The organism is Ideonella sp., assembly GCF_044358605.1.
Lineage (GTDB): Bacteria > Pseudomonadota > Gammaproteobacteria > Burkholderiales > Burkholderiaceae_C > Ideonella.
The window spans coordinates 81,558-101,929 of sequence record NZ_JBIKNQ010000008.1; the positions used below are offsets into that span (position 1 = coordinate 81,558).

Annotated in this window: 15 protein-coding genes; 10 read left to right on the plus strand and 5 right to left on the minus strand. The window is 56.0% G+C overall.

The annotated features are described in order from the left end of the window. The first annotated feature begins 21 nt into the window (after positions 1-21). From ACIQ3Q_RS04780 to ACIQ3Q_RS04800, 5 genes are all read left to right on the plus strand, one after another. Entirely contained in the window at positions 22-2,550 is a 2,529-nt protein-coding gene (locus ACIQ3Q_RS04780) for a glycosyltransferase (protein WP_396267850.1), read from the plus strand. A gap of 48 nt (positions 2,551-2,598) precedes the next feature. After that, positions 2,599-6,222 carry a glycosyltransferase family 2 protein gene (locus ACIQ3Q_RS04785; protein WP_396267852.1) on the plus strand — a complete coding sequence of 1,208 codons (3,624 nt, stop codon included), beginning with the start codon at positions 2,599-2,601 and terminating at the stop codon, positions 6,220-6,222. 118 nt (positions 6,223-6,340) lie between these two features. Further along, positions 6,341-7,189, plus strand: a complete 849-nt coding sequence (locus ACIQ3Q_RS04790; RefSeq protein ID WP_396267854.1) for a glycosyltransferase family 2 protein — start codon at positions 6,341-6,343, stop codon at positions 7,187-7,189. Positions 7,190-7,191: 2 nt separating this feature from the next. After that, positions 7,192-8,883: a beta-1,6-N-acetylglucosaminyltransferase gene (locus ACIQ3Q_RS04795; RefSeq protein WP_396267855.1), complete on the plus strand. Its 1,692-nt coding sequence runs from the start codon at positions 7,192-7,194 to the stop codon at positions 8,881-8,883. A gap of 4 nt (positions 8,884-8,887) precedes the next feature. Further along, on the plus strand, positions 8,888-9,664 hold the full coding sequence (locus ACIQ3Q_RS04800) for a sulfotransferase family protein (protein ID WP_396267856.1): 777 nt from the start codon (positions 8,888-8,890) through the stop codon (positions 9,662-9,664). Positions 9,665-9,926: 262 nt separating this feature from the next. Here ACIQ3Q_RS04800 and ACIQ3Q_RS04805 read toward each other — a convergent pair whose 3' ends face one another. The 5 genes from ACIQ3Q_RS04805 to ACIQ3Q_RS04825 all read right to left on the minus strand — a co-directional run bounded on the left by ACIQ3Q_RS04805 (position 9,927) and on the right by ACIQ3Q_RS04825 (position 14,970). After that, positions 9,927-11,069, minus strand: a complete 1,143-nt coding sequence (locus ACIQ3Q_RS04805) for a glycosyltransferase (protein WP_396267857.1) — start codon at positions 11,067-11,069, stop codon at positions 9,927-9,929. Further along, the gene (locus ACIQ3Q_RS04810; RefSeq protein WP_396267858.1) at positions 11,066-11,659 is read right to left on the minus strand and encodes a hypothetical protein; all 594 of its coding nucleotides are present in this window, start codon (positions 11,657-11,659) and stop codon (positions 11,066-11,068) included. Before ACIQ3Q_RS04810 ends, ACIQ3Q_RS04805 begins: the two co-directional genes overlap by 4 nt. Positions 11,660-12,036: 377 nt before the next feature. Further along, positions 12,037-13,296 (minus strand): hypothetical protein, encoded by a 1,260-nt coding sequence (locus tag ACIQ3Q_RS04815; RefSeq protein WP_396267859.1) that lies wholly within the window; start codon positions 13,294-13,296, stop codon positions 12,037-12,039. Positions 13,297-13,334: 38 nt separating this feature from the next. Next, a complete protein-coding gene (locus tag ACIQ3Q_RS04820; RefSeq protein WP_396267861.1) occupies positions 13,335-14,063 on the minus strand; it encodes a hypothetical protein in 729 nt (242 codons plus the stop codon). A gap of 235 nt (positions 14,064-14,298) precedes the next feature. Continuing rightward, complete coding sequence (locus ACIQ3Q_RS04825; protein ID WP_396267862.1) at positions 14,299-14,970, minus strand: hypothetical protein; 672 nt, start codon at positions 14,968-14,970, stop codon at positions 14,299-14,301. Between the two features lie 507 nt (positions 14,971-15,477). Here ACIQ3Q_RS04825 and ACIQ3Q_RS04830 point away from each other — a divergent pair. The 5 genes from ACIQ3Q_RS04830 to ACIQ3Q_RS04850 all read left to right on the plus strand — a co-directional run bounded on the left by ACIQ3Q_RS04830 (position 15,478) and on the right by ACIQ3Q_RS04850 (position 20,110). After that, positions 15,478-16,353, plus strand: coding sequence for a sulfotransferase family protein (locus tag ACIQ3Q_RS04830; RefSeq protein ID WP_396267863.1), 876 nt, complete (start codon positions 15,478-15,480; stop codon positions 16,351-16,353). A gap of 39 nt (positions 16,354-16,392) precedes the next feature. Further along, positions 16,393-17,169 carry a sulfotransferase family 2 domain-containing protein gene (locus tag ACIQ3Q_RS04835; protein WP_396267864.1) on the plus strand — a complete coding sequence of 259 codons (777 nt, stop codon included), beginning with the start codon at positions 16,393-16,395 and terminating at the stop codon, positions 17,167-17,169. 15 nt (positions 17,170-17,184) lie between these two features. After that, positions 17,185-17,874: a sulfotransferase family 2 domain-containing protein gene (locus tag ACIQ3Q_RS04840; RefSeq protein WP_396267865.1), complete on the plus strand. Its 690-nt coding sequence runs from the start codon at positions 17,185-17,187 to the stop codon at positions 17,872-17,874. A 32-nt stretch (positions 17,875-17,906) separates the two neighbouring features. After that, positions 17,907-18,974, plus strand: a complete 1,068-nt coding sequence (locus ACIQ3Q_RS04845) for a hypothetical protein (RefSeq protein WP_396267866.1) — start codon at positions 17,907-17,909, stop codon at positions 18,972-18,974. A 146-nt stretch (positions 18,975-19,120) separates the two neighbouring features. Further along, positions 19,121-20,110: an alpha/beta hydrolase family protein gene (locus ACIQ3Q_RS04850; protein WP_396267867.1), complete on the plus strand. Its 990-nt coding sequence runs from the start codon at positions 19,121-19,123 to the stop codon at positions 20,108-20,110. Positions 20,111-20,372 lie beyond the last annotated feature (262 nt).

Here is a 20,372-nt window from a genome sequence, read left to right on the forward strand (position 1 = left end):
CTGATCGACTTTGAGGTCAAGTTGACCCGAAGTCTGGGTCTGTTTGATCGCAAGCACTACCTGACACAGGTCAACTCGGTCGACCTGAAGGGCCTTTCCGCTCTACGTCACTATGTGCTTTTCGGGGATGCTGCTGGACTCACCCCTAGCCCGCTGTTTGACCTCAAGCACTACGACGCCCATTGCGGTGAACGCCACGGCATCAACCGACTGCTGCACTATGGCCTAGTGCTCCGGCATCAAGGCATCTATCCGACCGCTTGGTTTGACGGTGAGTACTACCTGCAGGCCAACCCTGATGTGATGCAGTCAGGTCAAGACCCTTTGGAGCATTTCCAAAACTGGGGTTGGCGGGAAGGGCGCAATCCGCTACCGGGGCTGGATCTGCGTCGGCTAATGAACAGCCAACCGCAGCTTCGTGTGGCCAAAGACAGCCCACTGACCCTGTTGGCCAGTGGAGCCCTGGCACACCTTCTCCATGAACAAGCCGCAGCGGCACATGAACCCAGGCCCGGGCAACCCTCATCCGCCAACCACTCATCGGATCCGGACGAAGAGGACCAAAATCTTCTGGACCCCACGTTCTGGGTTGATCTGCAGCCCAGAGTTTGGGCCAGCGCACCCGTCGTGGATGTGATCATCCCGGTGCACAGCGGCGCCATTGAAACGCTACGTTGCCTCTGGTCGGTCCTGACGGCCCCCGTTCAGACGCCACACCGCGTGGTCGTGATCAACGATGCCGGCCCGGACCCTATCCTCAACGCCAAGCTTCGCAATCTGGCGGCGCGAGACCTTTTCACCCTAGAGCACAACAAAACCAATCTCGGTTTTGTCAAAACGGTGAACTTAGGGCTGAGGATGCAACGTGACCGAGATGTCCTCATTCTGAACAGCGACACCGAGGTGTATGGCGACTGGTTGGATCGATTGGTCAAGCATGCTGAGCGACGCTATGAACTGGCCACCATCACACCGCTGTCCAACAACGCAACGATCTGCAGCTACCCTGAACCGCAAAGCGACAACCGCTTCGCGATCGAAGTCAGCCATACCGAGATAGATGCCATCGCCAGCCAGGTCAATGCCGGCGAACTGGCCTATGCACCGACCGGTGTCGGGTTTTGTATGTTTATTCGTCGCACGGCCCTGAACGAAGTGGGTTTGCTGGACGAGCGTCGCTTCGGCCGCGGCTATGGCGAAGAGAATGACCTTTGCCAACGAATGTTGCGCCAAGGCTGGCGCCACGGGATTGCCTGCGATACCTATGTGCGACACGTGGGCTCCGTCAGCTTCAAGGCTGAAGCCTCTGCGCGCACGGCACTCGCGCTAAAGACGCTGAACAAGCTTTACCCCAGCTACGAAGCCGATATTCAGCGGCACATCGCCACTGATCCCGCCGGGCTCTATCGAGCCCGCATTGATTTGGCTCGACTCAAGAAAGTCGCTGAAAGCAGCAATGTGCTGCTGGTCTGCCACAACCGTGGCGGCGGCACCGAGCGACATATCGTTGAGCAGACTAAGGCGCTGCAAGACCAAGGCAAGGGGGTGTTTGAGCTGAGGCCTTCACACCAGTCCGGCCGCGTAGCGGTGATGAATCCTGCCCTGCACCGTCTCAACAATTTGGCGGTGCTGCCCACGCTGCCCACCGAATTTTTTGATGAGGTGCTCAAGACTTTGGCCATCGATGAAGTGCATGTACATCACTTGATCGACTTTCCAGTGAGCTTGGGGAATCAGCTGATCGCTACTTGTCGACGGCTAGGTCTGCGCCTGCGCATGGCGATACACGACTACTACTTTGTCTGCCCAAGGGTCAACCTCGTGAATGCAGATGGGCAGTACTGCGCTCAGCCTGCGGCAGCCACCTGCAACGCTTGCCTGGCCAAAGATGGCTTGATTGAGTCGACCGGCACCATTGAGCAATGGCGTTCTGGCTCACTAGGCCTGCTGGAATCAGCAGACCAAATTGTGGTGCCGTCTCTCGATGTGAAGCGAAGACTGCAAGAGCTGGCACCGCAGCTTCAATTGGAGATTGAGCCTCACGAGGAAATCAAGTCCGCCTTGAGGCTTCAAGGCTCACTGCCCGCGCCTGGTGAGCGCCTGCGTGTTTTGGCGATTGGTGCCATCAGCAAGATCAAGGGGTTTGATGTCTTGTGCAAGCTAGGGACGGTGATTCAGGAGCGCGCGTTACCCATAGAATTGGCCTTGCTTGGCTACTCCATGGACGACTCCCAACTCGGCGACTGCGGCGTCAAGGTGCTGGGCCGGTATTTTGATCAAGAGTTGCCTGAACGCATTCGGGAACACGCTCCGCATCTGATCTTCGTCCCCTCGATTTGGCCAGAGACATATTGCTATGTCGTTTCCGCCGCCTTGCGCAGCGGTCGCCGTGTTGCCGTGTTTGACCTGGGTGCCCAAGCCGAACGGGTCAGAGAGCACCACCCGGGGCACCTCACTCTGCCGCTTTGGCTCTCCACTGCGCCAGCCGAGTTAGCACTCCGTCTTTTGAAGGTACCGGACACGGTCGAGTCTCCGGAAGTAGAGGCATAGACAATCCATGAGTTGGTATTGCTTGATTTACATCTCGGTATCACAGCCATGAACGCGCTGCACGTGCTCGAACGGGTTGTCGGCCTCCAGGTTTTAGGCTGGGCCGCTGCGAGTGCGCCTGACCAACAGGCGGAGATCTTGGTGCTGGTCAACGGCAGGCCCGTAGCCGCCAAAGTCACTCGTCACGCTCGAGATGATGTCGCGACAGACTTGGGACTCAAGGCTGAGGTTTTGTATGGATACTCCGTTGAGCTAAGTGCTGAGATCTGGAATTCGTCTGGACAACTTCTACCGGTTCAAATTTCGGCCGCAGGAGTGACGCTCGATCTCCCTCACGGGCCAGACATCCTCAAGGCCATAGACAGCACGCTGTCGCAGCCGCCGTCGGCCAAGGAAATCGAAGCCCTTCCGCCTCTTCTGGCTCACCTCCAGTCGATGCCAGCCACCCCGCAGGTGTGCGCCGCAAGACAACAATTAGGCCCATGGCTTCGAGCTTTGGGCTGGTCTCTCGAAGGCCCCTGGGATGCGCCGGAGGCGGTGCAGGGCCACGTCGATCGTTTTGACGAGCTACGTGTAGAGGGCTGGGCGAGGGACTCCTTGACAGCGACCTGCCGATTCAGTCTTTGGCATGCTGGCCGCCTTTGGGAAGTGCAGCCGCATCGGTTTCCCAGACCAGACCTCCATGAGGGAGATCTACCCCATGGATTCGCGCTGGACATTCCGTCCGCGATCTGGGCTGTTTTGCCGAATGAAGCCGTTGAGATCAAGATTGTTGTCAATGGGCAGCTCTTGTATGGCCAATCCGTCATTCTGGATGCCGCCGCAGTTGATGCACGCATGCGCATCAGTGACTCAACGCTGCCAAAGCCTTTGCCTGAACGCTCTGTCGCTGAGCAAATGCTGGCGCTGCGCTGGATGAACCATGCTTTAGCCCTGCATGGTCAAGCGAGATTAAGCGCTTCAGCCATCAATGGTCTGATGAGTCGAGGCGTGGCCGAAGGGTTGTTTGTCGCGCCGTTTCACTCAGGCCTCTCTGGCACGATACCGCTGCCGCAGACGGCGACGGATTCAGCACTGTGGCAAGCCTTGAAGGCGCTGAACTTGTCATTGTCTGGTGCTGAAAGTGATGCCCAAAGCCTAGCGCAGGCGATTTCGGCGGCACCCCATGAAGTCAAGCAGCGCCTCTTGCTCGCGATAGCACCATGGAGTTGCGTCAACCAGCTGTTCTCCGTCATCTTTCCCCAGATCTCCGAGTCGACATGGTTGAGCTTGGAGGCCGATCACTCGCCCTGGGCAGACTCCGTCAGGCTGCCCTGGTTGTTGCTGTCGCACCGCGTTGATGGGGCTGTTAGAGCGTGCGAGCGACTCGCGAAGTCCTCTCCCGGCTGGCTCAATACTGAATGTTTGCGCTGGTCCATGGAAGCTCTTTGCGGCCAACGCCCAGATGATTTAGGCCCGGACCCCGCCTGGGGCACCGTTCGACATGCCCTGCTTGGAGCAGTGCTTTGTGCCGGCTCGTCAGGTGAGCGGCAACACGACCACCATCTCCTTGTGTCTCTTTGGACTTGGTTGGCTCATACGGATGCCAACGATCCGTCTGCCAGCCTGATCGATGTGCACAAGGTCTTGTCACATCAAGGGCTTAATCCTGGTTTCTGGGCACAAAGAAATCGGCTGGGCATTGAGTTAACGGGAACGCTCTCTGCCACGCTGGACCAAGTCTACGAAGCCGTTGCGCCCCTGCTTCAGGCGCCTCCATCTCAGTGGACTGAGGTGCCGGCCCCAACCCAAGCCTTGATCAGCCGCTGGTGTGAGCAGTCTGGCGCGGCAGGACGAGAGGCCAGACGCATTGTGAGGGAATGGGCTAGTCACTTGAGCACCACCCACGAGCTGTCACCAGGTCATGCTGCGGTGGCTGAGTGGCTCAATCGACTGGGGCCCACAGAGGGCCTGAGATGGCGGCAAGCCCCTCTGGTCGACTGTGCTGCGTTGCTCCCCCCGAAACCGGACGCATTGGCACAGGTCTATCAGTTGCCCCGCCTGAGCGCGGCAGCGGCCGCGACACCGGCTCCAGCAAAGGCATTGCGCGTGGTCTGGATTCCTGAGGACAGCGAAGATGAAGCACCCGAGGATGCCCCTGGACTGGGGCGCAGCGGCATTGTGGCTGACTGGACTGTTTGGAGGATCGCTTGCGCCCATTCAAGCCCTGACCTGCCGCCATGGGAGGCCCGTCAGAGTCTGGCCATGCGCTGGTTGCGCACGATTGCGTGGTTCGTGGAATGTACCGAGGAGCAAGCAGTCTGCATCCTGCCTTGGTCCGGCCGAATTCATATCCCCACCTTGCAGCAGCTTCTGAACGAAGACCTACCCGCCTACTGCGGCCCGACTGAGCACTGGGTGAGCGCTCCACGCCGCCCTGTTTCGTTGGCATGGGACACCCAAATATCCCCGGCCCCGGATGTCAATCGTTTCTTGGGCGACCCGACGGGCTGCCTTCTGACGCGCGAGACGGCCACAGCTCTGATCCGAAGCTGCGCCAGCCTGCTCGCGCAAGACTTGATGGCCGCCTGCACGGGGCCTGATCATTTGATCCGCCTGCTCTTGGCCGAACTCGGAGTGACGCCTCATGCGCTGAGCCACACATGGCTACATCCTCAAGTAGTTGAGCACCGGCGCGCATGGGACCGCGATCAATTGCTGCCGTCTTTAACTCTCTGGCCGAGTGATAGCCCGCCGAGCGGCCCTTCCCCCAACACAGCGAGGACCTTGCGTCTACTCAGTCCCGCTGAGACCCTTCAGGAGTTCGGTCACCCTGACGTGCTGGTCGTGTGCGTGGTGCGCAATGAAATCGTCATGCTGCCGCACTTCTTGGAGCACTACCGTCGCCTCGGTGTTACCCGCTTCATCTTCATTGACAACCTCTCCGATGATGGGACCACTGCACTACTCTTGGCCCAACCCGATGTGATGGTTTACAGCGCCAATGCGGACTACCGCTCAGCGCGCTACGGCGTCACCTGGCAGCTGACCGCCATGGCCCACCATGCCATGGGCAAGTGGGTCATTGCGGTGGACGCCGACGAACTATTGGTGGTTCCGAGCCTGCAAGCGGGGGGCATTGCAGCTTGGCTGCAAGAGGTGGAACGCTCCGGGTGTACCGCCTTGCAAACGCCGATGATCGACATGCTGCCCGAGGGGGCACTGGCAGAGGCCGACTTCACTCAACACCCTCCCTTTGAAGCCGCCCCCTACATCGATACGCCAGCAGTGTTGCCGTGGCGTCTAGGCTCTGGTCAGTTCTCGAACCAGTCGAGCTATGTCAGCGCATTGCGACATCGCCTCGTGCCGAGTTCACCCCCTAATGCCTTTACCTCTCAAAAAATCTCCATCTTTCGATATCAGCCTTGGATACACTTTGCCGAAGGCCTTCATTACGCTTCGAACGTAGAGGTCGGAAAGCCATCCGCTTGGCTGGCGCACTTTAAGTATCACGCAGGCTTTGCGGGAAAGGTACAAGAGGAGGTCGTGCGTCAACAGCATTTCGCGCAGGCCGCTGAGTATCAGATCTATGCCCGAATGATTGCTGAAACGGGGGGCATTTTCCGCTCTGAGCAGCATTCAAGGCTGCATGATTGCGCGCATCCCTTGGCAGATATTGATGAGACTCTCTGACCTTTCCGACTGGCAGCGAATTCGGCGCCATGGGCGTGATCTAGTGCCTGCACATGTCAGGTCTAAGTCCATAGCCTCAGCGTGGTGCATAGCGGTGTGCTGTGTTCGCAATGAGATGATGCGTATCCCCAAGTTTCTTGCCCACTATCGACAGTTGGGTGTCGAACACTTCTTGTTTGTCGACAACGACTCCGTGGACGGCCTATCCCACTATTTGGAGCAACAGCCTGACTGCTCGCATTGGCGCGTCAGCTCCAGTTATAAGGCCGCCAATTTCGGGATGGATTGGTGTAACACATTGCTTGATCAATATGGACCAGGCAAATGGTGCTTAACGGCCGACCCCGACGAGTTCTTGGTATACCCATACTCGGAAGATCGGGGATTACTTAGTTTAACGCGACAGCTTGAAGCCATCGAGCAGGACAGTCTGTTGGCTGTCATGATTGATGCCTACAGCGATAAATCAATTTCCCAAACCCCTCTAGACTCGACAACCGACCCGTTTGACCTCTGCCCTTACTTTGACCGATTTAATTTGACTCAATCTTTCAATCCAGATCATCACAATTTCTGGATTCAAGGTGGCTGTCGCGCTCGGGTTCTCTTTGCGCATTCACCCAGTCGTTCCCCAGCACTAAATAAAGTGCCTCTCGTTCGATGGCGAAAGGGTCTGCGTTATATATCATCAATGCATCATCTCAACGACCCCAAGCTCAATGGTGACTTGCGCACACGCCCTGAGGCCGTATCAGGCGCATTATTTCACTTTAAGTATGTCAATTTACTCCAAGGCAAGGCCAAGGAAGAGCTAGTTCGTGGTGAGCACTATGACGCCAGTTTCGAATACAAAGCTTATGCGGAAGCTGACGATTTAATTCTATTTGATGCCAACGTTTCTTTGCGCTATGAGGGCACCTCGCAGCTCAGTAGATTAGGATTCATCCAGGCTGGCCTGTGGTTCTGAAAATGAAGATTGCCCTACTGATGCTGTGTCACGAGTCTCCGAGCATCATTGCGGAGGCACTGCAGTCCCCCTTCTACGCGGACTCCGAGATCAAGGTATATATTCATTATGATCAGGCTCAGTCCACTGACAACCTGCGCCAACTAAAAGCCCTCCTGCCGCCCGGTGTCCAAGTTTTTTGGCTTGAGCAGCGCGTGCGGTGCCGATGGGGTGAGTACTCTTTGGTGGAAGCAACGAAGAAACTCATGGAGTCGGCGCTTCATGACGAATCATTCGGCGCAGATCGCATGATTTTAGTGAGCGGGAGTTGCGTTCCTATTCGCCCAGCGGAGAGCTTGCGGGCGTTCTTGATGCAGTTTCCTGAGACAGAGTTTATCGAAGCTGTCGACGCAGAGCGCCATCGTTGGGTACAGGACGGACTGCAGCAGGAGCGATACCAACTCTATTTTCCTTTCAACTTCAAGTCACATCGACGCTGGTTTGAGCGCTTCGTTTGGCTTCAGAAGCAGTTGGGGGTGCGTCGACGCTTGCCTTCAAAACTGCGGATCCATTTTGGCTCGCAATGGTTCTGCCTGACTCGTCGCACGGCGGCGCATGTCGTTAGCCGCTTGAATGATGATCGTCACCAACGGTTTTTCAAGACGTGCTGGATTCCCGACGAGTTCGTCATTCAAACCTTTGTCGCAGAAGCCGTATCGTCGACACAGATTAGCGGGCACAGCCTCACCTATTACGAGTTTGACCCATGGGGCCGACCGATGGTTCTGGACAACGGTCATTTCGAGCATCTGATGGCGCAACCTTTCTTCTTTGCGCGCAAGCTAGCGCCGAGCGCACAGACCTTGAGAAGCCAGCTCAACGACGCCGTCAGCCGAGTTGAGCCTTCAAACAACTACTTTGAGCGAGTAGGCACTCCGACACCAGAGTACCGCTGCTATTTGGCAAGAGCCACCAGCGTCAAATCTGCGCGTGGACACATTGGCACGCTGGAGGATGACTGGCGCGGTGTCATGGACCGCAACGAGCGTGCCTACCTCGTGCTCTGGTCATCATGTTTACCCTATGCCAGGTCCCTCATAGCAGCCGCCCAGCGCGAAGCGCAAACTGACTTGTTGATCCTGGATCCACTTGCTCCGCCAGACTTGCCCGTTCACAAAAAATCGCCTAGTGGAGAGACGCACACGCCCTCAAATGAATGGTTTGAGTATGCGCCCGCCGCAGCACTCTACGAATTCGTGAACTCCCACCCCACCCAAATGTCGGCGGTGTTAGTCGACACCAGTACAGACAGTTGGCTTAGAAATTTTGTACCCTGGGATTGCAACGCGACGCTTGTATGCCTAGATCCTCCTCATCTCACCAAAATTCAGCGCGCGGAAGCCGCCCTGCGCTTTGCCCCTCGCCATTGGAACTCAAGCCTAGTCAAATCGATTTATCATGCCGCGTTCACTAACGCTTGGCTGCCACAAGAGCACTTCCCAAAGCTCGCTTCAGAAAAGGCGATTTACGCGAATTTACATAATTTGGCAGAGGTGGCACGAAACACACCTGCTCAATCTATCCATTTTCTCGCACGTGCTCAGAAAGCGCTGCCAGAAGAACAGTTTTTTAATACTGATCACTTAGCCTGGCTGCAGTTACGTCGAGCACGTCCTGCGTTGAGCAAGACACACTCTTCAACCCCAAACTCTTAATCGTATGCCCACCACTTCTGCCAAAAACATCAGCCCTTTCTTCATCTTAGGTTGCGTTCGATCTGGTACTACGATGCTGCGTGATGCACTCCGGCTACATCCCAACCTAGCCTGCCCAGAGGAAACACATTACTTTCGATGGTCTGAGCCGTTTGGGACGGAGTCCATGATCAAAACCTTGGTGAACAACCCCATCCTGAAGCGCCACCGTCAGTTGGACGGCATCACAGAAGATGAGTTCAGCACCATCATAAAAAAGGCTGAATCTCGGCGCGATGTGTATCGGCAGTATATGGCCCTTTACCTTGAACGCAATAAACCAGAGGCTAATCGCTGGTTTGATAAGACACCTCAAAATGTTTACGGCGCCTTTTTGGCTGCGGCTCAGTTCCCACACAGCAAGTTTGTGCATATTGTTAGGAACCCTTTGAATGTTGTTGCAAGCCTCCGCATTGGCAAGGTCATGAGCGTACCCAGCATCGTTGGTGCTACCAATTATTGGACCGAAGCAGTTGCTGTCATCAAAGGCCTGAAGAAGGCCTTCCCTAACCGGATTCATGAGCTCAGGTATGAAGATTTCGTTGCATCCCCAACGCAAGAAATTCATTGCGTACTAGATTTTCTTGGCGAGCCATTTTCCGCAGTTGATTTTGCTTCCTTCAAATCAATTGAGAGTGACCACCAGAGCAAAGGCATACTTACACCTGCCGAGGTTCGGCAAGTCATAAGAATATGCGGACCGAGCATGGCTCAGTATGGTTACACCAACAACCAAGCCTGAATTCCCCATTGTTTCGTCAATTAATTTTTGACTAAGCTTTATCGAACTGCGTCCTGGTTACATTAATTTGTCAGCCAACGATCTGCAGACGGCCCGCTTATATTTTTCCACCGCCGCAATAGGCCAAGGGAGGGGATTAAGCACCGCCGCCATGAGTCAATGCAGTGGGGCCGTGATCGGACATTGCCACTGCGCTGCGTGGTTCGCGCCAGAGCCAAACAGGCTGAGCTGGTGATCATCATGTCGCGCAAGATGCTGCAGATCAATTCAGGCGGTGTTTCAGCCATCGACTGAATCTATCAACCTGCGCGAGGTATTCTGCCTCAAGGGCTTCGCGAGTGGCTTGGGCTTGGGCAATCAGCTGCTTGATTCCAGTGGAGTTGGGGCCATTGAAGTGCTCGACTAAATAGCTCAGCAATTCTTCGGCATCTTTCAGTATGGGCTGCTGCCAAAGGTGCGTGAGCCCCTGCGCGCCCGAAGGCGTAGTGATTACTGGCTTTCCGTAACGTAGCGGTTCGACAGTCTTGATCTTGAGTCCCGTTCCGCCCACCATGGGATTAATGGCGACATCAATCGCATCATAAAAGGTATGCAGCTCCTTCACAAAGCCTAATTTTATGATGCCCGGCGTCTCTCTGACATGTTTAGATACGCCACCCGCCACAATGATCGGGAATGGGAATCTTTCTTTTCGACGCCTCATTTGCGCCACCAATTCCCGCATGCTCAATATATTCCAGTCGTTTCCGCTTCCCAAATAGCCTAATGTCAGTGGGCGTCGTCCAATTTCAGGACTGGTAAAGTCGCGACTGGCGAGCTCCACGTAGGGGAAATAAAGTATATTTTGATGCCCGCGCTCGACCATTTCCGCTGCTTCTTCTTTTTGAATGGCGAGCGCTGCGTCTGCAAGCCTGATTGCGGCATCTTCTTCGGCTCGACTGGTACTGAACCATTGAGGCAGCATACCGGCGCGCTTGTACTTGTCGGCGCGGTCAGCAAAAACGTCGTGCGTATCTAAGACCTTGATGACATCTGGCCCAAAGTGCTGAAATATCGGGGCATACCAAACATAGTTGACATGGACAATTTGGTAGCCATGCAAACGATGCAGGTGCTGGCACATCTGGCCGATGGCCGGGTCATACCAATCGTCAATTCGACAAATGTGCTCTGGTTGACGGATGTGCTTGGGTGCACTTGATTTCACCACCACCACGCGACTGAATAACAGGTGCAAGGCATTGGCGAGAGCAGGATCAAAACCTTCTTCGTTGTGATAAACAAGATCTATCTCATAGCCCTTTTTCCGATAGAAGCCCACGAGTTGGAGGATGCGGCGCGCATTGCCTTGATCGGCGGGCGCCAATCGATTGAATGTGACCAGCAGGACGCGAGGAGCGCTCATTCAAGTTCCGCAGAAAACTCAGCCGCCCCGATATCGCAGAAGCCATCAGCAGGCACCGCAGAGCGAGAGATTGAAAGGTGAAGGCCTGCTGTGCGGCCATGCGTTATCGGCGGAAGCTGCACGGTCAATCGAGCCCCTTGCTCGGTGTAGTCGACGTAGGACACTCGCAAGTCTGCTTCATCTACTGCTATCTCAGCGTCATCGACACGATCTCGCACATTACGCAACAAGAAGCGCGCTTGGTGGCAGCAATCCCAAGGCAGCATCACGGAAGCCAATCCACGCGGGTTGAAAAGCGCCCGCCCCTCAACCATGATGTGATGCGCCAGCGAATCGGACGCTGCAGCAATGAAGTTGAGTGGATCGGCTCTGAAGCGCAGGCGGATGCGGCTGCCGGAGATTTCAAACTTCACGGTCGATGCGAACACGCCATGAAACCGCTGAATCAGTAAATGGGCAAAGCGAGTGTCGAGCTTAGTCGGCAGGGACAGATCGACCAAGCGATCTCGCGCTACGGGGTTGAGCGCGAACAATCCGCGGCCGCCCGTGTCCATCATCGTCCAGTTCGAACTCGACTCAGTGCTGAGCATGTCCGACCAGCCTGGGCTTTCTTCAGGGCCATACAGCAGCACCGCTGAAGCTGGACTCCTGGAGGCCACAAGATCCCGAAATGCGCGGACCGCCGTTGGCATTTGGGGGACGCAGACGATCACCAAGCCACTGCGTGTGATGAGGCGAGATGCATGCCCCTCGCCAACGACCAATCTCTCTCTGCGCAGCGGCTGCCCCGCAGCTATTCGGCAGAAGTCGGTCAACTCCGGGCGGCTCGCGTGGATCCAAGCTGTCGAGGCTCTTGCTTCCACAAGGGGAAAAACTCGCTGCGCTTCATGCAAAACAGCGACCGGCAAGCTTCGGCTTTGGTGCGCCAGCGCACAGGCAAGAAGGTCTGCCCAAGGCTCAATCCCCCTCATGACCTCATACCCCATGAAGCATCCAGCAAACCCTTGAGCCTGCCGTATAGCGCATGAGGCAGCAAGCGCTCTAGGCGACGCGCTTCGTCAAGGCGTCGCTGTCCACGATTGACACCTTGTGACCACCGCCCATACGAAGCCTGAATAGCGGCCACTAACTGCGAGACGACATGCCGCCCCACCGCCACGGTTGTGACAAGGGGCGACTCAAACTCCGGATACGCGCCAATATCAACGGTGACGACATCCCCGCCCCCCATTGCTGCACGGGGCAAAATGCCTGACGACTCGCCGTAGGTTGGATAGCGCAACACAAATGACAAATCGGCGCGCCCCAACAAAATGTCGAGTTCTATGGCATCAAGGTACCCTGTTACTTTCGGAGCCTGAGCGTGAGGCCAGCGCTGCGAAATTCGCTGAGAAAGCGGGTACTCCGACGCACGCTCTTCACCGGCAAAAACCAGCTTCAGGTTCGGTAACTCGTGAAGCACTTGGTCGTACGCCACCATGACTTCGTAGAGCATCTTATTGCCCGTCAGAAAGCCAGGAACCAACATCAAGAAATCACCATCTTGTACGTCAAATCGCTCCAGCACTTGGCTGACGTGGTGAGCGTCAAGTTTCGGAGGCGGGAGCACAAAATGGGGAATGCGAACCAGTGGCTTACCAGCCGCGCTGCCTATCGGTATGTCCAGAGCCCCACCCCGCAGTCGTTGTTCTGCATAGTTGGTATGCACCATCAAGCCTTGAGCAGACGCCACAATCTCTCGCAGCATCAGGCACTCTTGATACAAGGTTCCGGGGGTACGGGTCAGTGACCCGTCTGGCCCCATCAGATCATCAGGCAGCAGATATTGGTCACGAACTAGCCAAGAGCCCAATGCGCTATTCAAGCGTCCAGAGTGGGCCGCAACTTGGTGCAGATAGAAGAGTGACACGTCATGCACGATCACGACGCCTGGCCAACGATGAACATAGTCAAGCATGTAGGCACAGTCAACGTTGTTACCAACGTTGTAGAGTGTCTGCGCGTCAGCCTCCGGCTGCCGAGCAAGAAAGTGCGCCTCGTCGATGACGGTCAGGGCCGGCACATGCGCAAGCGCCTGTCTGGCACCTGCTGCAAGACCACTCTCGGACACCAAGTACACATCGAATTGAGTAGTCAAGTACGGAAGGTACTCAACAATATAGTCCGCCAAGCCATTGCGCTGTGGCGGCAATGGAGAGAACAAGTAAAGACGCCGACGCTTGCTCATCTGACGAACTGCATTGGGGAGAATAAGTCCTTGAAAGGTCAATTCGGCTTGTTGTCGGCCTGAATGCCCTTGCGTAACTGGCCCAGTACCTCACGCTCCAGATTGACCCGCTGCAGCGCCAGCATGTCGGAGCAGATGTTGACTATTTCGCCCTTCATCAGAGCCAAGCGGACATTCATCGCCTCACTACTCTGATTGAGCAAGAGGTGCTTGAGGAAAGCCACCTCCGCCTCGAGCGCGCCGAGTCTTCTGTCCGTCTCTCCAGGATGAACGCTGCCCATCTGAATAGGGAAGCTCGCCATGGTGTGACCGGCAGGGGTTTGGACATGAACATGGTTCACGCCACCTAGAAGGCGGTCCGCCCGTAATGGCACGGCAAAGCAATGAATACCACCGTCGGCAGAACTGTTGTAGATCGACAAGGGATCCGCCGGTCCGTCATTGAAGCGAACCAGTAGTGCTGGCCGCAGGCCTGTACCGTAGATGTCCTCGACGATGCCATGAATCGCACCGTCCACCACCTGCTGAAAACGCACCCGATACATCAAATCCGTCGGCGTGCCTTCTGTCAGGCGCAGCAACTCATGCGGACCCTGCAACTCATGACGGAAAATCACTGCGTCACTGGCTGAGCGCAACTCAAGAACAACCTCCCCTGAGCGGAGGTGGCCCGGCAACAGGCTCTGTTGAGGGACTCGCAGCTCGAACCCTGAATGCTCAGTGGAGGGCAGGCGCAAGCCCACCAAGTCCTTGGCGAGTTCAAACACAGATCGATTGGCAATTGCTGAGTGAATGCAGCACCCGTCGAGGAAGAGCCGAACCACATCGAAAGCGGCGTGCTCATGCTCGGGGACGGAAAACCCAATCAATCTACCCTTTGACCAATCGATGCGAGCCTCGGAGCTAGATGGGACGGAAGTGGTATCAAAGGATGTGTGCGAAATAGTCATGGGGATTACGTTGCACCACAAGAACAGCCAATCGCCATGCTCAGGCCCGCCTTCATTCGAACACGTTCTCAGGAACGGCTATAACGGCAGGCATGGGCTGGACCCTGAGGGTCAGAGCCATGCGGCGGACCTCGATGCTCCCCCTGGCATCAGGATTGAACATGAGGTGGATATCCAGCGCGCCCACCAAGTCCGGATCAAACCGCTCGATCTCAACGGATGACGTTGACACTTGGTTAGATCGAACGGACAACTGGCGCTCACTCCAAGCATCAGCGACGCGCCATGCCACCTTTGCAAAGAACGCACAATGCTGACCACAGCTCGTCTCAATGACCAACTCTAGCGTCGCTTTGCCAGCAGACTGCACCGTCAGGAGTTCCCGCGCATCAATCACCAGCGACAGCAAGTCGCCATCAAACTCTGCGTAGTTGATGATCAGACCGTAACGCGAGAACGCATGCCGAGGCATGGCCTGTTGAACGACTTGCACCAAACTCTGCCGATGGTTGCTATAGAACCGCGTGTCCGCGCAAAGCGCTTGACCATCACTCGGCTCATGCACAAACGGCGCTTGATGCGGTAACTCCAAGAATCGCGGCGTAAAAACCCGCTCTAACGCGCCACTCTTGGGCAATCCGCCTTGCAGCAGAGCAGCCGCCTCAGGCCGACCCACCAGCTCGCAGAGCTGGTCTACGGTGTGATTCATCTGGCTTTGCAACAAGCGCAACTCAGCCACAAGCTTGTGCACTTGCCCCAGCCGATCCGGCAAGTCAGACTGATTCATTCAATCGGTTTCCCCATGGAGGTTCATCTAAAGAGCCGACCCAACGCTTGCCCAATCACGCGCGACTCTCGCCGAAGACGGTAGAGCGTGCCAGGGCGCACTGAGTCAATAGGACGAACACTACGATCAAGCAGAGGAACCGAGAGCCCCGCAGCAAGATCACTCTTGTTTGCTGTTTACTATACTTCGCCGATGGCCTGAATGGACCCTCAAGAGCCCGCAGAAAAGCCGCTGGACCTCCGTATGTTAGGGGGGCGAATTTAGGGGGAGGCCTGCGCTGCAGCCCCCTCGCGAGCAGGCACGGCTTGAAAGATCCGCCTTTGCGCCGCCAAGGCACGAGCCCCCCCTGACTCATCAGGAGGAGCTACCCAAAGTGCAGTCACAATGCTAGGCTTGCTGTCTAGAGTTGTAGACAATATTTATGTTGAAGTACGAGGGATGCGGATGACGGGATTACAGGACATTCGCCAATGGGCGAAGAACGCACGTCCAGTATTTATATGCGGACTGGAGCGCTCCGGAACGTCGATATTGCAACTCTCATTGAGCCGTCACCCAGACCTGTTTGCGGTCAAGGATGTCTATGAGACGTTTGTCTTTGTGAAGCCTCGCGCCGTTCTGGAGAACCCACCACCCCAGATGGTGTTGGCCTACCTCCAGGGCAAAGACAATGCTGAGCAATTCAGGCATCTGGTGGCCAGCCTTACGCCAGACAAAGACGAAGTGTCAGACGCAGACCTCATTCGTGCGTTCTTCTATTTCAGCGCCCACCAAGTTTATGGAGGCCGCCGCCCTCTGGAAAAGACACCTGGACATGTGCGCCGAATCAACCGAATGCTCGAGTTGTTCCCGCAGGCCAGAGTCATAGTTTGTACGCGTGACCCGGTCAGTATCGTCGCGTCTTACTGGAAGCGACTGGCCGCGGAGAAGGCTCTTGGCAAAGGCGCAGACTCTTGGGCTTGGATGGACAAAACAGCTGAGCAGTTGATCGCTCACTTCCAGGACGTGACAGACCACATTGTTCAAGCAAGGGCCTTGTGGCCACAACAGTTGTTTGTCGCACCTTATGACTGGATCACCGACAAGCCAGAGGAGTCGCTCCAAGCGCTCTGCGCATTCGCGGGGCTGCCTTTTGTCCGCCAGATCATGCAGCCCAAAGAGGTTCTTGGCCGCGAAGTTGATCTGCTGCTGTCCGCACCCATTACCAAACGCGACCCAGACGATGACAAGTTCGTGGACGCACAGACGCAGCAACTCATTCGCAAGAACACCCAATCACTCGAGGCGATTTGGTCTACCCCCGGCATCTTGGGGGGCTGAACCGATGCATCACTCGCCTCGAACAGAGCTCATCACCAAATGATCATTTCGCCCAACAGACACTTTGTATTTGTGCATGTCCACAAGTGTGCAGGTACAAGCATTGAGATGGCCTTATCTAGTCGACTAACGGTCAATGATCTCGTCATTGGATCGACGGAAGATGGCGAACGACACAAGAGTTTCTTTAGCCAGTGCATTCGACTCAAGAAGCATTCCTCGGCACTAGAGGCTCAGCAGATTTTGGGCGACGCGCTGTGGAAGAGCTATTTCACATTTGGGTTTGTGCGTGAGCCTGTAGATCGGCTACGGTCGTTGCACTCCTATGTTCTCGGTTTGGCGAATCGCAGCCCCTTGACGGATGCAGAGCGAGCGACATTCCAGAGCAGCGGCAAGCTCCCAAGCCGAGCCCCCTATAAGTTCAAGGCGGTTCAGTCAGCGATGGCTTCCACAGATTTCGACGCGTTTGTCCGCAACCCTCTCACTTGGCAGGATGTAGGTGCCAAGCCCCAGTGGCAGAGCCTCTGCGACGGTGAGGGTGCGCTCATCGTCGACTTCGTCGGCAAGGTGGAGCACATGGAAAGAGATTGGCCGAAGGTACTGAAACGGCTGAATCTGGACGTTAGCCTCGGCAATGAGAATCGAAGTGCCTCATCCAGCGAGCGCAATGCAGAGCTGTCGCCTGAGGCTTGGCGACAACTGCGTAAGCATTGCTTGCGTGACTACCGAGTATTTAAGTATCCGATTCCTGCCCCTATTCAAGCCCTCGCACCAGCCAAACCCGGCAAAGCACCCTCCCAGCCCATCAACTGCTGATCAAGACGAAACGACATGGCTGTTTACTCCAAAAAACACAATTTCTTGTTTTTGGCGAGCCCGCAAACGGGCAGCAAGGCCATCAACAAAACCTTGATCGAGCAGCTCGAAGGCGAGCAAATCCCGAAGGCGGATGTTCGAAAGAATGGCAAGGTCGTGGCCAACAAGCACCACACCACGATCAAGATGCTGCTTAACTCAAAGCTATTGACTCAAGAAGAAGTCAAACAAGCCTTTAAGTTTGTCGGCGTCCGGAATCCGTATGACCTCTTGGTCAGCCGCTACATGAAGCTGCGGGGCAGATTTGCCGCATCAGGCGAGAAAGCGAATTGGGCCCAAAAGAACGAGGCTCTGGCCACGCGCGTCACGATGGCCAATGAGATGACGTTTCCCGAATGGCTCAAAGAGGTTCACTCTGAGTTTCTTTCCGGCGAACGCACTTTCAAAGGCCCTATGCTGTACTTGGAAGGCGTTGACCACGTGATCCGGTTCGAGAAGCTCCAAGAAGGCTTCGATGAAGCCATGCAGCGGATAGGCGTTCCAGGCAAGATCGAGGTCGCTCAGTTCAACGTCACCACAGAACGCGTTGACAGCGGCAAGAAGAGAGACTTCCGCGAGTTTTACGACGCCAGCAGCATCGAATTGGTACAAAAGCTTTACGCCCCTGTCATCGAACGATTCGGCTACCAGTTCGACCAAGCCTGACAGGAAGCCTAGCCATGAAGCACATCTTGCATGTGGGCATGCCCAAGACTGGAAGCTCATCCATACATCGCACCCTGCTCCATGTCCCGCCTCAACTTGGCGTTAGGTATATGCATGACCACGGTGTCAACCTCAGCCGTGTGTTGGCGACCATATGTATGGAGGAGCCAGAGGAATTCCCCGCCAACAGGCGGCGTGGCCGCACCCGCACTGAATTGCTGCAAGAGAGAAAAAAGCTTCAGCAAGCGATCGCAGAAGGCTTGGCAGACCCACAGGCAAGTGCCGTCATCATGTCGGCGGAGATGCTCACAGGGCTAGAAGCCGGCGCCATCAAGACATTGGCTGATTGGTTGAGACCTTTGGCGCCGGAGCTGCAAGTGGTGAGCTACGTGCGCGACCCATTCAGCTTTGTCGACAGCATGTTTCAGACGGCTGTGCGCAACGGCAAAGGCAAGTTCAACCTGGGGTCTCATTACCCTGACTATGCCAAGCGATTCCGTAAGCTTGAACAGGCGTTTGGACGAAAATCCATCCGATACTTTGCTTATGAGCCCGCGACCTTCGTACAGGGTGACGTCGTTCAAGACTTCGCGGCTCGCCTCAACTTAGACGCCTCAGATTGGCAAACGCGACGCACCAACGTCAGTATGTCCAAAGATGCGGTGTGCCTGCTGTACATGTACCGCAAGCTTGGCCCCGCTGAACCGCGTGGCGCCGAGGCTGTCCAAGCGACCGCCAGATTCATGCGACTTCTGGAAACCCTTCAAGGCAACAAGGCCCGGCTGGCCAGAGAAGTTGTGCAGCCCGTGATCGACGAAAAGGCCAAAGACATTGCTTGGATGGAAAAACGACTGGGGGCGCCTTTCGCCGCCTTGCCGGACAAGCAGGATGAGCGCGCCATTCGTAGCGAAGACGATCTCTTGGTGCTGACCGACAACGCCTTTGAATGGCTCAGGCTGCAAGGCGAGTCCTTGAGCAGTTTAGGAACTCCCGCTAAGCCGAATGTGCCAGCCATCTCCGAGGCCATGCACCGCCTGTATTTATCGGCCTTTGAGCAGCGCTCCCCACCTAAAGTGAAGCCGCTGCAAAAAACACTCTAGGCCCTAACGCCGGTACACTACTTTTTTGGGGGACTGCTCAATTCTGTTTGTGAGTGTGCTTTGCTCGACATTCAGGCGCTCCACCTGTGGAACAAATCTGACATCCCCCTTCCGATATTTGCCTTCTTTCTAGGGAGTTGCGTTACATGTTACGTCTCGAAGCCCAAGCCGGGGCCATGGTTCCAAAGTTGCCTGACCAAGGCAAGGTAGTTGCAGTCGCAGCCGAAGAGATCAGCACCCTAGACGCCCCTTGGAAACTGGAAGAAGGTGCCATTACGACCCTTCGCGTCAAGACCGGGCATTTCACGCTCAATGCCAGTTTGAACTTGCGTCGTAAGGCAGATCGTCTGGTCGTCACCTTTCACGGTGCTCGCCGAAGCAAAGCCGGTGACACGAAGAACACAAGCCCCATGTTCATGCGTCATGACTGGGATGAGGCTTATGAGTGTCCTATCTTGTCGATCTCGGACCCATTGGGCGAACAGAATTGGGGCGCGGGTCTGCCACGGCCATCGCTGTATTTCGGAGACTTTGAGCACGACCTGGTTCCTGAAGTCATCGCACTGATTGACAAAGCATGCGACGAGATCGGCGTAGCACGCGATAACGTGGTGCTGTACGGCGCATCATCAGGCGGCTCTGCTGCCCTGTGTGTAGGCGCTCGCCGCGCCAGCAAAACAGGGGTGATTGCGGTGTGCCCCTACCTGCGCCCCAAAAAGTACCGCGAGCAAGTTGTCAGAGTTGTGGCGAAAGCGATGGGGGGCGACCTGGAGGCATGGAACAACTGCATCGAAGAGGCGCCTGAGCGACTCAATCCAATTGCCGCAATAGATCTCGCATTGGAAGCCAATCATGATTTCCACGCCGTGATTGTTCAGAACACGCTAGATGCCGCACTGCTGAACCACCACTTCCCGATCCTTTGGAAACACTTTGGTATGGATCTGGAGGGCGGGCTGGATGCCAGTGGCCGCATCATGTCTGCGCTGTACACCGCAGACGCTGGCCATGGCCAGGAGCCCGATGAGCTGGTGTTGCCGCTCTATCAGATGGCTCTCAAGCACTTTCAATCACCCTTGAGCCCGCAACCCATCACCGTGGGTGCCGGCATGGGCAAAAAAGAGAAGAAGAAGTAAGCTCATGAGCGCCCACGTCAATGAGACGGGGCGACTTACAAACTGCGTACTGCAGCTTCTGAAGGGAAGAGCCTCTCCATTGAGAGGCTCTTCTTATTGGAGGGCTGGTTTTGCGGAGGCGCGACCCTGCAGCACCGTAAGCGTCCGCCCAACCCACCTTGCCCCTGAGTCTTGGATGTAAGAGCCTCGCGTCCACTTAACTCAAGTGGACACTTATGCAAGCGAATCAAGAGAAGGTCAGGCGGCGGCGGACGTACAGCGT

Coding starts and splice junctions, on each gene's coding strand:
- ACIQ3Q_RS04835 (WP_396267864.1), top strand. CDS start 16,393: ATGATCATTTCGCCCAACAGACACTTTGTATTTGTGCATGTCCACAAG.
- ACIQ3Q_RS04810 (WP_396267858.1), bottom strand. CDS start 11,659: ATGCTCAGCACTGAGTCGAGTTCGAACTGGACGATGATGGACACGGGC.
- ACIQ3Q_RS04840 (WP_396267865.1), top strand. CDS start 17,185: ATGGCTGTTTACTCCAAAAAACACAATTTCTTGTTTTTGGCGAGCCCG.
- ACIQ3Q_RS04800 (WP_396267856.1), top strand. CDS start 8,888: ATGCCCACCACTTCTGCCAAAAACATCAGCCCTTTCTTCATCTTAGGT.
- ACIQ3Q_RS04790 (WP_396267854.1), top strand. CDS start 6,341: ATGCGTATCCCCAAGTTTCTTGCCCACTATCGACAGTTGGGTGTCGAA.
- ACIQ3Q_RS04815 (WP_396267859.1), bottom strand. CDS start 13,296: ATGAGCAAGCGTCGGCGTCTTTACTTGTTCTCTCCATTGCCGCCACAG.
- ACIQ3Q_RS04805 (WP_396267857.1), bottom strand. CDS start 11,069: ATGAGCGCTCCTCGCGTCCTGCTGGTCACATTCAATCGATTGGCGCCC.
- ACIQ3Q_RS04850 (WP_396267867.1), top strand. CDS start 19,121: ATGTTACGTCTCGAAGCCCAAGCCGGGGCCATGGTTCCAAAGTTGCCT.
- ACIQ3Q_RS04785 (WP_396267852.1), top strand. CDS start 2,599: ATGAACGCGCTGCACGTGCTCGAACGGGTTGTCGGCCTCCAGGTTTTA.
- ACIQ3Q_RS04830 (WP_396267863.1), top strand. CDS start 15,478: ATGACGGGATTACAGGACATTCGCCAATGGGCGAAGAACGCACGTCCA.
- ACIQ3Q_RS04795 (WP_396267855.1), top strand. CDS start 7,192: ATGAAGATTGCCCTACTGATGCTGTGTCACGAGTCTCCGAGCATCATT.